This is a genomic window from Rhizobium sp. BT03, from assembly GCF_030053155.1.
Classification (GTDB): Bacteria; Pseudomonadota; Alphaproteobacteria; order Rhizobiales; family Rhizobiaceae; genus Rhizobium.
The window spans coordinates 1004950-1020043 of sequence record NZ_CP125640.1 but is presented as its reverse complement, the minus strand read 5'-3'; the positions used below and the strand labels follow the sequence as shown (position 1 = coordinate 1020043).

15 protein-coding genes are annotated in these 15094 nt (G+C 60.3%); 9 read left to right on the top strand and 6 right to left on the bottom strand.

What is annotated here, in order from left to right; genetic code table 11:
* Positions 1-288: 288 nt before the first annotated feature.
* Positions 289-2259, top strand: coding sequence for an acyltransferase family protein (locus tag QMO80_RS05060; protein ID WP_283199114.1), 1971 nt, complete (start codon positions 289-291; stop codon positions 2257-2259).
* 181 nt (positions 2260-2440) lie between these two features.
* On the opposite strand, the gene rpsI is transcribed toward QMO80_RS05060, so the two are convergent.
* The 3 genes from rpsI to QMO80_RS05045 all read right to left on the bottom strand — a co-directional run bounded on the left by rpsI (position 2441) and on the right by QMO80_RS05045 (position 4570).
* Positions 2441-2908 (bottom strand): 30S ribosomal protein S9, encoded by a 468-nt coding sequence (rpsI, locus tag QMO80_RS05055; protein WP_049734030.1) that lies wholly within the window; start codon positions 2906-2908, stop codon positions 2441-2443.
* A gap of 2 nt (positions 2909-2910) precedes the next feature.
* A complete protein-coding gene (gene rplM, locus QMO80_RS05050; RefSeq protein WP_010069368.1) occupies positions 2911-3375 on the bottom strand; it encodes a 50S ribosomal protein L13 in 465 nt (154 codons plus the stop codon).
* Between the two features lie 316 nt (positions 3376-3691).
* On the bottom strand, positions 3692-4570 hold the full coding sequence (locus QMO80_RS05045; RefSeq protein WP_283199113.1) for a LysR family transcriptional regulator: 879 nt from the start codon (positions 4568-4570) through the stop codon (positions 3692-3694).
* Positions 4571-4643: 73 nt separating this feature from the next.
* Between QMO80_RS05045 and QMO80_RS05040 the strand changes: the two genes are divergently transcribed.
* Both QMO80_RS05040 and QMO80_RS05035 read left to right on the top strand, forming a co-directional pair.
* Positions 4644-4874 (top strand): DUF1127 domain-containing protein, encoded by a 231-nt coding sequence (locus QMO80_RS05040; RefSeq protein ID WP_283199112.1) that lies wholly within the window; start codon positions 4644-4646, stop codon positions 4872-4874.
* Between the two features lie 97 nt (positions 4875-4971).
* Positions 4972-5796: an enoyl-CoA hydratase gene (locus tag QMO80_RS05035; protein ID WP_283199111.1), complete on the top strand. Its 825-nt coding sequence runs from the start codon at positions 4972-4974 to the stop codon at positions 5794-5796.
* Between the two features lies 1 nt (position 5797).
* On the opposite strand, the gene QMO80_RS05030 is transcribed toward QMO80_RS05035, so the two are convergent.
* Together QMO80_RS05030 and QMO80_RS05025 are read right to left on the bottom strand one after the other, a co-directional pair.
* On the bottom strand, positions 5798-6634 hold the full coding sequence (locus QMO80_RS05030; RefSeq protein WP_283199110.1) for an EamA family transporter: 837 nt from the start codon (positions 6632-6634) through the stop codon (positions 5798-5800).
* 475 nt (positions 6635-7109) lie between these two features.
* Positions 7110-7433, bottom strand: coding sequence for a hypothetical protein (locus QMO80_RS05025; RefSeq protein WP_049734148.1), 324 nt, complete (start codon positions 7431-7433; stop codon positions 7110-7112).
* Positions 7434-7553: 120 nt separating this feature from the next.
* Between QMO80_RS05025 and QMO80_RS05020 the strand changes: the two genes are divergently transcribed.
* The 3 genes from QMO80_RS05020 (at position 7554) to QMO80_RS05010 (ending at position 10182) form a co-directional block, all read left to right on the top strand.
* On the top strand, positions 7554-7982 hold the full coding sequence (locus QMO80_RS05020) for a CoA-binding protein (protein WP_283199109.1): 429 nt from the start codon (positions 7554-7556) through the stop codon (positions 7980-7982).
* A gap of 117 nt (positions 7983-8099) precedes the next feature.
* Positions 8100-9383, top strand: a complete 1284-nt coding sequence (locus tag QMO80_RS05015; protein WP_049734034.1) for an O-acetylhomoserine aminocarboxypropyltransferase — start codon at positions 8100-8102, stop codon at positions 9381-9383.
* Between the two features lie 193 nt (positions 9384-9576).
* A complete protein-coding gene (locus QMO80_RS05010) occupies positions 9577-10182 on the top strand; it encodes a nucleotidyltransferase family protein (RefSeq protein WP_283199108.1) in 606 nt (201 codons plus the stop codon).
* Between the two features lie 227 nt (positions 10183-10409).
* Here QMO80_RS05010 and QMO80_RS05005 read toward each other — a convergent pair whose 3' ends face one another.
* Positions 10410-11606, bottom strand: coding sequence for an IS256 family transposase (locus QMO80_RS05005; RefSeq protein WP_283197540.1), 1197 nt, complete (start codon positions 11604-11606; stop codon positions 10410-10412).
* 103 nt (positions 11607-11709) lie between these two features.
* Between QMO80_RS05005 and QMO80_RS05000 the strand changes: the two genes are divergently transcribed.
* From QMO80_RS05000 to QMO80_RS04990, 3 genes are all read left to right on the top strand, one after another.
* Complete coding sequence (locus QMO80_RS05000; RefSeq protein ID WP_283199107.1) at positions 11710-12228, top strand: nucleotidyltransferase family protein; 519 nt, start codon at positions 11710-11712, stop codon at positions 12226-12228.
* Between the two features lie 129 nt (positions 12229-12357).
* The gene (locus QMO80_RS04995; protein ID WP_283200113.1) at positions 12358-12702 is read left to right on the top strand and encodes a cupin domain-containing protein; all 345 of its coding nucleotides are present in this window, start codon (positions 12358-12360) and stop codon (positions 12700-12702) included.
* 234 nt (positions 12703-12936) lie between these two features.
* Entirely contained in the window at positions 12937-15060 is a 2124-nt protein-coding gene (locus QMO80_RS04990; protein WP_283199106.1) for an EAL domain-containing protein, read from the top strand.
* Positions 15061-15094 lie beyond the last annotated feature (34 nt).

Below are 15094 nucleotides of genomic sequence, written 5' to 3'. Positions count from 1 at the left end.
GAGTTGTTGCGGCCTATTTGTCTGCGGACTTGGTTGTTCCCATCATACACCCCTGACTGCGGCTCCGCTCATTCCCGAAGCCCCTTTGCCCATATCTAGCAGCGTAGCCAAGGCTCGACAACTGAGCGTGCCTCCTCCGGCGCCGGTGATCCGGATAAAAGCGGTGGTTTAGTAGAATTTTTTCTAAAAGTAATACTTGCAGAAAATCCCGAGACTGCCTATGCAAGGCCGGGTTGCAGATTCGCTCCTTTTCGCCGGCAATAGCATCATATTTTTGGGAATATTTGAGTGATTTACCGAAGAGAGATTGACGGCCTGCGGGCGGCCGCGGTGATTCCAGTTATTCTCTTTCATGCGGGCTTCAGTGTCTTCAGCGGCGGCTTCATCGGTGTCGACGTTTTCTTCGTGATCAGCGGTTTTCTGATCACCTCGATCATCCTTGAGGAGATGGGCAACGGCACATTCTCGCTGGCGGCATTCTATGAGCGCCGAGCCCGCCGGCTGCTGCCTGCCCTGTTTCTCGTCGTCCTGTGCTGTCTTCCCTTCGCTTGGCTCTGTGTCATGCCGGAGGAGTTTCGCGCCTTCTCCGACAGCCTGATTGCCACCAGTCTTTCCGGCGCCAATTTCCTGTTCTGGTTCAAGAGCGACTACTTCGCACCGGAGGCGGGAGAGGTGCCGCTGCTCCACATCTGGAGCCTCGCCGTCGAAGAACAGTATTACATGTTCTTTCCGCTGCTCGTCCTATTCATGTGGAAGCGCAAGCCGAACTGGCTCTTCGCAATCCTGGTTGCGATCGCATGTGCCAGCCTTGCCTATAGCGAATGGGCGTCGCGGGTCTTTCCCTCGGCCAATTTTTATTTCCTGCCCTCGCGGGCATGGGAGTTTCTGGCCGGATCGATTTGCAGCTTGGTGCAGTTGAAAGGGCAGAGGCGCGGCAACGATCCGCTGTCGCTGCTGGGGTTCGGCATGATCGCCGTCTCCATCTTCTATTTCGACGAAACCTCGGCCATTCCCTCCACGCTCGCCCTGGTTCCCGTGGTCGGCGCGATGCTCGTGCTGCTCTATGCCCGACAGGGAACCTGGGTGGCGGCACTGCTTTCGACCCCCGCCTTCACCATGGTCGGGCAGATCAGTTACAGCGCCTATCTCTGGCACCAGCCGCTTTTTGCCTTTGCGCGCATCCGCAGCATCGATCCGCCGTCGCTCGCCGTGATGGGGGCTCTCGCCTGCCTTTCTCTTGTGCTCGCTTATGTCTCGTGGCGTTTCGTCGAGCAGCCGTTCCGCCGGGGCGAGCGCCGCTTGCTGCCGTCCACCCGCAGCCTGGTCGCATCGGTATCCCTGGTGCTTGCAGCCTTGATCGCCTTCGGCATCTACGGCCATGATACGCGCGGCATTCCATGGCGCCTGCCGGCGCCGATCAAGGAATTCATGGCGGACAATGATTGGAGCAAGACCTGCCTTCTCGAGGGCGCGTCGGGCTGGGATGCGATGCCGATCGAGGAGTGCGTATTCAACGGCAGCCATGCCCAGACATACGCCATCCTCGGAGATTCCCTGGCATCGTCACTGACGCCGGCGCTGGCCAAGCGCCTGGACGGCCTGAATATCGGCCTGCAGCAGATCACACACAGCTTCTGTGCGCCGGTCGCCGACGTCTCGATGGTCCCTCACCAGGCGCGCGATTGCGGCGCCTTCAACGCTGCGGCGATCGACTATCTCGTCAAGAGCAAGGTGAAAACGGTCTTTCTCGCCGCCTCCTGGAAGATCTTTTTCGAGCAGCCGCGCTATCTGTTCAAGGGCGAGGAAGTCGCGACATCAGACGTAGGGCAGAGGTTGAGGGATGCTTTCGACAAAACCGTCGGCGCACTGACATCGGCCGGCATCCGCGTCGTCATCGTCTATCCTCATCCGCGCGGCGATACGGAGATTGCCGCCAAGGTCGCGAAGCTGATGCACAAGGGCACACCGGCGCCGACGATCACGATCGCTCAGGATGAATTTCTTGAGCAATCGTCGCTTTCCTACGCCTATCTCGACGACCCCAAAGACAGGCATGTCCTGCGTGTCGATCCAGCCAGGATTTTCTGCGGAAGAGAGGCGGGCCGATGCGATCTGGCGCGGGACGGCAAGACGTTCATTTTCGATAAGGTGCATTTCACCCCGGCGGGTGCGGAAGCTGTCGCCGACGAAATCCTGGCCGCTCTCAGGCGAGACGACATGGTGGATGGGAACGGCGTGGCGGCCCTTTCTTCCGACTGATGCGTCGCCCGGAAGAACCGAAGCGCGTCGCTATCTTCAGACGCGCTGCTTCTGCTTTGTTTGACCCATGCCGCTGCCGCAGAATCGCTGCACGGTTTTGCGCCATTTTATCAAAAGCCGATGGGACAACAAAAAAGGCCGGGTTTCCCCGGCCTTCGTAAATTCCGTCTGTCCGAAGCGATTAACGCTTGGAGAACTGGAAGGAGCGGCGGGCCTTTGCCTTGCCGTACTTCTTGCGTTCGACGACGCGGCTGTCGCGGGTCAGGAAGCCGCCCTTCTTCAGCACCGAGCGCAGGCCCGGTTCGAAGTAGGTGAGCGCCTTGGACAGGCCGTGGCGAACGGCGCCGGCCTGGCCGGAGAGACCGCCGCCGGCAACGGTTGCGATGATGTCGAACTGGCCATCACGGGCAGCTGCGACGATCGGCTGGCGCAGGATCATCTGCAGCACCGGGCGCGCGAAATATTCCGCGAATTCCTTGCCGTTGACGATAATCTTGCCGGAGCCCGGCTTGACCCATACGCGGGCGACGGCGTTCTTGCGCTTGCCGGTCGCGTAGGAGCGGCCGAGCGAGTCGACCTTGCGGACGTGGGCCGGAGCAGCAGCTTCGGAAGCCGTGCCGAGATCCTTCAGGGAGGAGAGGTCAGCCATGATCAGGCGCTCCTTACGTTCTTTTTGTTGAGCGCGGCAACGTCGAGGGCGACCGGCTGCTGGGCTTCATGGGGATGGTTGGAGCCGGCGTAGACGCGCAGGTTCTTCATCTGGCGACGGCCGAGCGGGCCGCGCGGAACCATGCGTTCGACGGCCTTTTCGAGGACGCGCTCCGGGAAGCGGCCTTCGATGATCTGGCGCGCGGTGCGTTCCTTGATGCCGCCGGCAAAACCGGTGTGCCAGTAGTAGACCTTGTCGGAATACTTCTTGCCGGTGAAAACCACCTTGTCGGCATTGATGACGATGACGTTGTCGCCGTCGTCAACGTGGGGCGTGAAGGTTGCCTTGTGCTTGCCGCGCAGGCGCATAGCGATGATGGAAGCGAGACGGCCAACGACCAGCCCTTCGGCGTCGATGATCACCCACTTCTTCTCCACCTCTGCAGGCTTCTGGGAGAAGGTTGCCATAGTGAATACTCTCTTTTGAGACCCTTGGCCCGAGGGCTTGAAGGGCGTTTCTTGTTGCTTGGATTGGCAGGCTTGCGGCATGCCAAAAAGAAAGCAGCCCGGACAGGCTGCGTTCTGGCGCGGTGTATAACGGGAACGTGACATGGGGTCAATATCGACTTCCCCGAGGCTTTGAAAAAAATACAAGTAAAAACAATAGGTTAAATATGTGGTATTATATTGCCTCAAATTTGTCGGCTGAAGATCTGCCGTATTTGACCGTTTTCGGCATCGTCCTGCCGGATTTGAAGGAGCATGCCACGGTCGAAAGCAGCCGCTAATCCTCGAAGGCGCGCAGGCATTTCATCATTTCGCGATCGCGGCGCAGAACCATTCCGAGGCGGCGCGTGAGCTTCGGCTGCAGCGATGATGTCGTCACGAGGCCGGCGCGGTCGCGCTTCACTGCCAGCCCCGGCAGGATCGACCAGCCGAGCCCGACGGCCACCAGTTCCTTGATCGCCTCGATGCTGCCGAACTCCATCGCCGGCCGGATCCTGGCGTCCGGTGCGGCCAGCCATGCATCGATTGCCCGCCGCGTATTGCCGCCCTCATAGAGCAGCAGCGTCCTGTCGCGCATGAAGGCGGCGTCCGGTCCGTCTTCGGGCATGCGGCTGCCGGCGGGTGCGACCGCCAGCAATTCCTCCTCGTAGAACGGTTCGATCTCGAGGTTCCGCCCCGAGGCCGGCAGGGCGATGACGGCGATATCGAGGCTGTTCGCCTCCAGGTCGCGCAGGATGTCGTCGGCATTGCCGATATGGACGGTGATTTCGAGGCCGGGCATGGATTTGCGGGCGGCGGCAATGGCCCGGGGAAGCAGATGGATCGACGCCGTGCCGCCGCTGCCGATACGCACACGGCCGCTGGCGCCGTCTCTGTAGGGCATCATCGCTTCCTCAGCGGCGGCAGCGTCCTGGAGCAGGCGCCTTGCATGCACGAGCAGGTCAAGGCCTGCCGGAGTCGGCTGCGCCCGCCGTCCGACGCGCTCGATCAGCCGAACGCCGAGCCGCTGTTCGAGCCCCTTGACCTGCAGGCTGACGGCCGGCTGCGTCAGTCCTTCCTTGTCGGCCGCCGCCGTAAAGCTCCCGAGATCGGCGACGTTGACGAAGGTTGCAAGCTGATCGAGGCTGAGCGCCATACCAAAGGAATCCTTATGCATCTCATAATATCCATAAGCTTCCTTCGTAGCATTCTCCAGCGCATCTTTCATCCGTCGAAGAAAGGAAGACGAGATGGCCCTGGAATTGAGCGCGATACGCGAAACGCCGCGCGATATCGTTCGGTCGAAAATTGGCGGGACGGCGCATTGGGGGAGGCGGCTGTTGGCTGCTGTCGAAGATCGCCTGGAAAAGCGCCGCAGCCGCCGCACGCTGTGCGACCTCACCGAGGACGAGCTTCGCGATGTCGGCCTCACCCGGGCACAGGCAAAAGCCGAGATAGCGAAATCCTGGTTCTGGTCCTGACCGCGAAGGCTTGCGCGAAAAGCGTCGATCCCGCTCGAAATTGCCGGCGCCTTGTGGCAATACCTCAGTCTGGAAATCGAGCGCAGGGAGCAGACTCATGGCCGAAATCGTATCCTTCCCGGACGCAGGCAGGGCGGATGGATTGCTGCTCCGCTCGTTGCGCGATGGCGTGCTGCGCCTCGTGCTCAACAATCCGCCGGCCAATGCGCTCTCGATTGCGCTTCTGCAAGCGCTGATCGCCGAGCTCGACAACGCCGGATCGGATGCGAGCGTGCGCGTTGTCGTCATCGCCTCGACCGGCAATGTCTTTTCCGCCGGCCATGATCTCAAGGAACTCACCGCCCATCGTGCCGATGAGGATCAGGGAGCCGGTTTCTTCGAGAGGGCCTTCCGGCTCTGCGCTGACCTGATGCTGAAGATCGCGCATCTGCCGAAGCCCGTCATCGCCGAGGTCGATGGGCTGGCGACGGCTGCCGGCTGCCAGCTCGTCGCTTCCTGCGATCTGGCGATCTGCACGGACACGTCGACATTCTGCACGCCGGGCGTCAATATCGGCCTGTTCTGTTCGACGCCGATGGTGGCGGTTTCCCGCGCCGCCCATCGCAAACAGGCGATGGAGATGCTGTTGACCGGCGAGACGATCGACGCCTCCACAGCCAAGGATTTCGGCCTCGTCAACCGCATCGTGCCGAAGCAATATCTGGCGCAGGTCGTTGCCAAATATGCGGGGGTGATCGCGAGCAAGTCGCCGCTGACCCTGAAGATCGGCAAGGAAGCCTTTTACCGGCAGCTCGAACTGCCGGTCGAGGCCGCCTATGATTATGCCGCCGGGGTGATGGTCGACAATATGCTGACGCAGGATGCCAAGGAGGGGATCGACGCCTTCCTCGGCAAGCGCTTGCCGGAATGGAAGCGCGAGTAGATCACGCCAGTTTCAGAACCAGCCCGCCAATGGCGATGACGACGCCGGCGACGTAGCGCCAGAGGCTGGCCTTTTCCTTGAAGACGGTAATCGAGATCACCAGTGCAAAGAGGATCGCGGTTTCGCGCAGGGCCGCAACGGTTGCGACCGGGGCTTTCGTCATCGCCCAGAGCGCCAACCCGTAGGAAGCGATCGAGCCGGCGCCGCCGATCAGGCCGCGCCACCAGTTGCCACGGACGTGACGCGCCACGGCCACGGCGCCGCGTTGCGAAACCGCCCAGGAAAACAGCAGCACCGGCGGCAGCAGCGACATCCATAATGTGTAGGACACCGCATTGCCGGAAAGGCGTGCGCCGATGCCGTCGACATAGGTGTAGCTGGCGATGACGCAGGCATTGACAAGCGAGAGCATGACGGCGCGGCTGCTGCCGCGCCGCGCCTCCAGAGCGAGCGTCAGCACACCGGCGCAGATCGTCACTGTGCCGGCAAGGGCGCCGCCGGAAAGATTTTCCTTCAGAATGAAGCCGCTTGTCGCGGCGATCAGCAGCGGTGCGCAGCCACGCATAAGCGGGTAGACGAGGCCGATATCGCCGGCCCGGTAGGCAGCGGCGACCAGTTGGAAATAGGCGAACTGCAGGATGGCCGAGATGCCGATGAACGGCCAGGACGCGCTGTCCGGCAATGGCAGAAATGCCAGGAACGGCAGCGCCGAAACCGCGCCGCCGGCCGAGATCAACGCCGCATCGAGGGATTTATCGCTGCCGGCCTTGACGATGGCGTTCCATGTCGCGTGCAGTAATGCGCCGAAGAGAACGAGCAGGATGACGTCGAGAGGCAAGGGATAAATCCGCAAACAGATGGGGAAGACAAGATGCTTCGCCCTCGGACGGGGCAACCTCTTGAAAAGACAACTGGCATTTGCACGAAAATGAACGCGAGCCGGTTCCGGATGCGTTCAAATGTCCAATAACATCCTTTCCTCAGGGGAACAATGTTGGATTGCTGCGGCAATTTTTACGTGCGCGCGATATGCGTTCAATCCAGACGAGGCTTTCAACTATGAGATGTTTCTAATTTACCTAGGAACGCATTAGGGGTTTATCGTGAACAAAAAGGGAAAATGCATAGCGGAATTCCGAAGCGGATTATTCTATGATGCTGAAATATAGATATTATTCTATAGCTTTGACATAGGGGAAAATTAAAGCCGGAGGTTGTGTTATCTTTAATAAATCGCAGCGCGCGATTGAGTTCGAACTTCTCGCAACCGCGAAAGGCGTTGCGGTTCGGCGTCCGTCATGATGGCGAAAACATCAGAGCTGATAATGCGGAACGAACAGCATCCCGTCAAGGTTGTCGATGTTCTGACAGTTCAGAACGGGGCAGCGGGGATCGTCTTTCGAGGGGATGTGGGTCCACTCCGCATAATCGGTCGCGTCGCAATAATTGCTGTTGCGGACGTAGCGATCATAGAGCGGCAGACCGCGGGGGGACTGGTAGCGAAAGATGACGGCGCCCTGATTATGGATGGCGGCGCGCACGCTGGCGCAGCTCATGGTGAGCGGATTGTAGCGCGAGATAGCCAGGGCTGGCGATGCTGCGAGCACGAGCATGAGGGCAAGAGCGATTTTTTTCATCGAATCATCCTCAGGAAGTATCCAATTCATATATACGGGAAAGGCACGCAGCTGGTTTCATGCAAAAGCAAAAAATCATGCGTGCCGTGGCCAAAGGCTTTCGCAAGCGGAGAAGCGGACATGAATCACGACAGCTACACGGATGATTTCCTCGCCGGCATCCTGCATTCGGTCAAGACCATCGCCCTGACCGGCGCTTCGCCCAATCCGGCCCGGCCGAGCAACGGCGTCATGGGGTATCTGCTGTCGCGCGGCTATGAGGTCATTCCCGTCAACCCGGGGCAGGCGGGTAAACAGATCCAGGGCCGCACCGTCTATGCCCGGCTTGCCGACATTCCCGTGCCGATCGACATGGTCGACGTCTTCCGCGCCGCCGAATATCTGGATGGGGTGGTCGAGGAGGCCTTGGCGCTGAGGCCGCTGCCGCGGATCATCTGGGCGCAGCTCGGCGTCCGCGACGATGCGGCCGCGGCAAAGGCTGAGGCCGCCGGCATCAAGGTGGTGATGAACCGCTGCCCGGCGATCGAATATCCCCGTCTCATTGCCTGAGTTGCGGTCTGGAGAGACGGATTTTCCACCGAACGCCGTTGGGTTGAAACGGATCGCGATTAACTTTCGTCTTCAAGCGGCTATGATCCCGTCCGTCAGCAATAATTGGAGGACGACATGGCCAAGAATGATCCGGGATTCAACACGTTGGCGATCCATGCCGGCGCTCAGCCCGACCCGGCGACCGGCGCGCGGGTAACGCCGATCTATCAGACGACCGCCTTCGTCTTCAACGATTCCGATCATGCCGCTGCTCTCTTCGGCCTGCAGGCTTTCGGCAATATCTACACCCGCATCATGAACCCAACGCAGGCCGTGCTGGAGGAGCGTGTCGCAGCACTGGAAGGCGGCACGGCGGCCCTTGCCGTCGCCTCCGGCCATGCGGCGCAGATGATCGTCTTCCATACCATCATGCGCCCCGGCGAAAACTTCATCGCTGCCCGCAAGCTCTACGGCGGCTCGATCAACCAGTTCGGCCATGCCTTCGAGAATTTCGGCTGGCAGGTACGCTGGGCCGATTCCGCCGATCCGGCAAGCTTCGAAAGCCAGATCGACGAGAAGACGCGCGGCATCTTCATCGAGAGCCTGGCCAATCCCGGCGGCACCTTCGTCGATATTGCCGCCATTGCCGATGTCGCCCATCGCAACGGCCTGCCGCTGATCGTCGACAATACGATGGCGACCCCTTATCTCATCCGCCCGATCGAGCACGGCGCCGATATCGTCGTGCATTCGCTGACGAAGTTTCTCGGCGGCCACGGCAATTCCATGGGCGGCCTCATCGTTGACGGCGGCACCTTCGACTGGTCGAAATCCGGCAATTACCCGATGCTGTCGAGCCCGCGGCCGGAATATAACGGCATGGTCCTGCACGCGACCTTCGGCAATTTCGCCTTTGCGATCGCTGCCCGCGTGCTCGGCCTGCGCGATCTCGGCCCGGCGATCTCGCCCTTCAACGCCTTCCTGATCCTGACCGGCATCGAAACGCTGCCGCTGCGCATGCAGCGTCACAGCGACAATGCGATCGCGGTGGCGAAATGGCTGAAGGCGCACAGCAAGATCGCCTGGGTGAACTACGCCGGCCTCGACGACGACCCGAACCACGCCCTGCAGCAGCGCTACTCGCCGAAAGGCGCCGGCTCGGTCTTCACCTTCGGCGTCGAGGGCGGTTACGAGGCGGGCAAGACCCTGGTCGAGGGGCTGCAGCTCTTCTCCCATCTTGCCAATATCGGCGACACCCGCTCGCTCGTCATCCATCCGGCCTCGACGACACACCGGCAGTTGAGCGACGAACAGAAAACCTCAGCCGGCGCCGGGCCGGATGTGGTGCGCCTTTCCGTCGGCATCGAAGACGTCAAGGACATCATCGCCGATCTCGAACAGGCGCTCTCGAAGATCTGATTGAAGCGCAGGCTGGCTGCGTGGTTCCAAAACGACGGGGTGGCGTACACAACGGGCAAGGAGGATCAACTTTGGCAGATTATTCGCCGTGCGGACCGTTGGGCGGCAGGGACTGGCTGGATGCCGGGTGCTTCCGACGCCTAGCCGAAAGAACTCAATTTTCTGAAGCCTGGGCGAAATTCGAGAGATGGATATGGAAGAACATCTTCGTTACGCAGATATTGAAGGCAGCCAGCAACGCTCTCGTTTGACCTCCCTAATATTGCAAGTTCCAGAGCTGGTGAAGGTACTCCGGCATCTGGAGGCGATGAGATTGCCAGGCCACCTTGTTGGGGGAGGTGCAATTTACCAGACGGTTTGGAACGCGCTGACAGGGCGGCCCCGCTGGTATGGCGTTAAGGATATCGATATAATCTATTTCGACGATGCCGACCTGTCCTACGAGGCCGAAGACCGTGTTATCCGTGCGGTCCTCCCTGTGGCAGTGGACCTGCCGATCCCGCTTGAGATCAGAAACCAGGCGCGTGTTCACCTCTGGTTCGAGGAGCGATTTGGTATCTCGGTTGAGCCACTAACGTGTTCGAAAGACGCCCTGCTTCGATACTCGACGAAGACGCATTCTGTCGCCGTGCGATTGGCGGACGACGACCAATTGCACATCGAAGCCCCCTTCGGTCTAAACGACATGTTTTCGTTCCGGGTCGTGCCAAACTATGCATTGGATAACCGAAACACTCACGAGGAGAAGGCCGCGAGGGCGAAAACACTGTGGCCGGAGGTAAGAATCCATCACTGGTGAAGAGGCTTGCGCTCCCGCCGCGGCTCGATAGGCCACCGCCTCAGGAACTTTGCGATCCGATGGCTTTATACATCTTCACGCAAGCCATACGCACCCCGGAACCGAGGACGTGATGGCTCCGTTCCCTGACCTCGTAGCCATGGGCCTTGTAAAATGGTTCAGGATCGTGTCCCAGGGAGTGGTGTAGCTTAGACGGCCACGGCTCATCCCAGAGGGCCGGATGAGTGTCAGCTTGCTGCTGGCAGGCTGATGAGTGGATCATCGCTCATCGTAGCGATTGTCTCAAGGGTCATATAGCGAGATCGCTGGACGGCCCATTCATCATTCTGTTCGAGCAGCAGCGCACCGACCAGGCGCACGATGGCGTCGTCGTTGGGGAAGATGCCGACGACCTCTGTCCGCCGCTTGATCTCGCCGTTCAATCGCTCAATCGGGTTGGTCGAGTGAAGTTTGGCCCAATGCTGCTTGGGAAAGGTCATGTAGGCGAGTACGTCTTGCTCAGCGTTGTCCATCAAACTGGCAAGCTTCGGGACCTTTGGCCTGATCTGGTCGGCGACGTTGCGCCACTGAGTGCTTGCCGCCTCCGGCGTGTCTTGAGCGAAGGCCGTGGCAATGAAGGCGGAGACGACGCGCCGTCCGCTCTTTCCAGCATGGGCCAAAGCATTGCGCATGAAGTGGACCCTGCAGCGCTGCCAGGTGGCGCAGAGCACCTTCGATACTGCGGCTTTGATGCCCTCATGGGCATCGGAGACGACGAGCTTGACGCCACGCAGACCCCGCCTGGTCAGCTTGCGCAGGAATTCCGTCCAGATCGCCTCGGCCTCGGACGTGCCGATCTCCATGCCGAGCACTTCGCGTCGGCCGTCGGTGTTGACGCCGACGGCGATGATGACTGCAACAGAGACGATGCGCCCGCCACGCCGGACCTTCAGGTAGGTAGCATCGATCCACAGATAGGGCCATTCGCCCTCGATAGGCCGGTCGAGAAAGGCCTTCACCTTCTCGTCGATCTCCTCGCACAGCCGGGAGACCTGGCTCTTGGAAATGCCCGACATGCCCATCGCCTTGACGAGGTCATCAACCGAGCGGGTCGAAACGCCCTGGATATAGGCCTCCTGAATAACCGCCGTCAGAGCCTTCTCGGCCATACGGCGTGGTTCAAGGAAGCTCGGGAAATAGCTGCCGGTACGAAGCTTGGGAATGCGCAGCTCGACGGTGCCCGCCCGCGTCTCCCAGTCTCGGTCGCGGTAGCCGTTGCGCTGGGCAAGTCGAAAGCCATTCTTCTCGCCATAGCCCGCACCGGTCTTCGTGCCGACTTCCAGCGCCATCAGTTTCTCGGCAGCAAAGCCGATCATCTCGCGCAGCAAATCGGCGTCAGCGCTCTTCTCAACGAGTGAGCGTAGGTTCATCATGTCGTCGGTCATCGGTGGAGTCCTTCAGGTTGGCTCTAAGCAACCCGACCCTACCGGAAATCACCGATGGCTATGAAATCCAGCTACACCACTCCCTGGGACACGATCCCCATTATTGTCACCGCTGTTACGGCGCTGGCATGACATCGCGCTTCCAGACGCCTGGCTCGTGGCTGGTGCAATCGCTCAGACGGTCTGGAACCATGCGTTTGCTTTCCCGCTCGTTCACGGCATCAATGACATCGATATCGTTTATTTTGACGCTAGCGACCTTTCCGAGGAGGCGGAAGCGGATCATGCCGCTCGAATCCAAGTGGCCTTCTCCGATTTGCCGATCTGGATCGATGTGAAGAATGAGGCCCGGGTTCACCTGTGGTATGAGGCAAAGTTCGGGTATCCAATCGAGCCTTACATATCGACGACCGATGCCATCGCCACCTTCCCGACAACTGCGACGGCCGTCGGGATACGTCCTGGTGATGGCGGCCTGGAGCTTTGCGCTCCTTTCGGCCTTTCCGACCTTCTCGGCGGCATTGTCCGTGCGAACACGAGGCAGATCACACGGGAAGTGTATGAGCGGAAGGTCGACCGATGGATCAATGTCTGGCCAAACCTCACGGTCGTGAAGTGGTAGGCAAATACGAGGAAGGGAAGATGTTGAACCTATGCTGCGATCGCACCTGAAAAATCGAGCGATTTCAATCATGGCGCATACAAACGTATGCTGCGAAGGGCACTAATATCGGGAAGGTCCGTGACAACCATGGCAAATTTCATCACCTTCAGCATTGACGGCATCGAACCGGAGTTCGGCGCCCCGGAGCCCGGCCGGATCATTTCAGGCGATCCGCAATTCCGCACCTGGAACCTGGAGGAGGCCGAGGGCGGGATTTATTCCGGTATCTGGGAGGCGACGCCGGGCAAGTGGCGGATCGTCTATGAGGAATGGGAATATTTCAGCCTGCTGTCCGGCCATTCGATCGTCACCGAGGACGGCGGCGAGCCGGTTCATCTGAAGACGGGCGACCGGATGATCCTGAGACCCGGCTTCAAGGGAACCTGGGAAGTCGTTGAAACGACTCGCAAGGATTATGTGATCAAGGTTTAAACCGTGCCGGTCAATCGCCGCCGACGATGACAGGCCTGTCCCGATTTGCGGCGATGACGGCCCGTCTTTCCGCGAATGGCCGCGCTTCTTTCCTAGATAGAGTGCTTTTTACCAGTCCTATTAATCGGGCTTACATCGTCAAAATGCTATATCTCGTCCGCAGCGCATAGCGGACATGATGTCTCCTGCCGTCTCACAGACATGGTCTTGCAATTAATCTTTTGCGGAATTTGCATGTCGACTCTTGCAGGTAGGTACGTTCGGACTCAAACGTCCTCCATCATTGCGACAACGGTCTGCTTCCTCGTCGTCGCCCTCGTCCTGACCGGCCTGATGGCGCATGTCGTCTTCACGATGACCCGATCGGCGAATGAGATCGATGATGCGCGGGCCACGCGCGCCGCCCGCGCGGCGATCTCAGCCTTTGTGGCGCGCCTGAGCGGGACGACGACGGATAATGCCATCTGGGACGATGCCTATAGTGCGGCCTCGTCTCCGACCGCCGCCGATTGGGCCTATGAAAATTGGGGAAAGACTAGCGAGGATTACGCGCTCTATGATGGCGCGGTCGTCATCGGTCCCGACCGGTCTTCGATCGTCTCTGCATACGCCAAGGGCAAGCCATTCGAGCCGAGCGCCTTTTTCGGCGAAGGCTTTTATCGGCAGGTCAACGCAGCTGCCGATCCCGCACGGGCGCCGGTGGTCAATTTCATCAAGACCGGAAGCGGTATCGCTCTGCTCGCATCGCAGGCGATCCAGCCATACGAACCCACTACCGAGCTTCCGAAGCTCAGCACGCTGAGCTTCTACAAGGAATTTACGCCCGAAGTTCTCGACACGCTCTCGAACGAACATGAACTCGAAGGCTTGCACCTTGAGGCGAAGCCCAGGCCGGAATTTCTGAACACGCCGATCACGGACATGAAGGGGGCCGTCATCGGCTATCTCGTCTGGCCGAGCAAAGCCCCTGGAAGCACCGTGTTTCAGCAGGTAACGCCCTATGTCGCGGCCGCCGTCGCCATCCTTTCGCTGTTCCTGATCGGCGTGCTGATGGTCGGCGCGTCGGAGACGCGGCGCCTGCGCCAATTGGCGCAAGCAGCGCTTTTCGAAGCGGGCCATGACAGCCTGAGCGGCCTATTGAACAGGCATGGACTTCTCAGCCTGCTGGAGGAGTTGGAGGGGCCGGGCTCTTCGCCGCCACGGCTCTATCTGGTCGACCTTGACGGCTTCAAGGCCGTCAACGATGCCTGGGGGCATGCGGTCGGCGACGATTTGATCCGGCTGGTCTCGACCGCGCTCGCGGGCTGCCATCCCGACGTCGTTGCCGCGGCCCGGCTGGGAGGCGACGAATTCGCGCTGGTGCATGTCGGGGCCGCGACCTGCGAAGAGATGGAAAAGACCATTCTGGCGCTGTTTGCCGAGCCCTTCAAAATCGACGGCCGGACGATCGAGGTCGGCGCAAGCATCGGCGCTGCCGCCGGCGACAGAGATATCGAACCCTTGGAGCTTCTGCGCAGAGCAGATATGGCCCTCTATCGCGCCAAGGCAAACGGCCGAGGCCAGGCGATCGAATACGACCCCGAACTGGACGAGGAGCGCCAAAGGATCGCCGAACTGGAAGGCCTTTTGAAAGGCGCCATCGGCAGTGGTGCGATCGAGGCCGTTTTCCAGCCTCTCGTCTCTGCCACGACAGGCGCTGTCACCGGGCTTGAAGCGCTGGCGCGCTGGCGAACGCCGACAGGAAACATCAGCCCGGAAGTTTTCATCCCTCTCGCCGAGAGGTGCGGCCTCATCGATGCGCTCGGCGTTCACATGCTGAGAACATCGATCGAGCATGCCAGGAGCTGGCCCGATCTGGCATTGTCGGTCAATGTCTCGCCGATCCAGCTCTGCAATCCCGAGTTTGCCGCCGAAGTGATTTCGGTCCTGAAAGAACTTGATTTCAATCCGAAGCGCCTGACCTTGGAGATCACCGAAGGAGTGCTGATGACGAATCCGGATCAGGCCCGGCGGTCGATAGACCAGCTCAAGCGCGTCGGCATAAAGTTCGCGCTTGATGATTTCGGCTGCGGCTACGCCAGCATCGGCGCATTGCGGCAGTTCGGGTTCGATCGCATGAAGATCGACCGCTCGCTTGTATCCGCCCTCGATGAAGGCGCCAACGGCGCCGAGGTCCTTCGGGCGACCATTTCCCTGGCGACCGCCCTGCAGATTCCGGTGACCGCTGAGGGTATCGAGAACAACCGCCAGGCGATGATCCTGCGGGAGGCCGGCTGCGATCAGCTTCAGGGATATCTGATGGGCAGACCCATGTCGGCACGCGACATATCCAGCAAGCTGGAAGAGTCAGCCGCCTGACGCCGGGGATTCACCGCCGCTACGGCTGATCAGC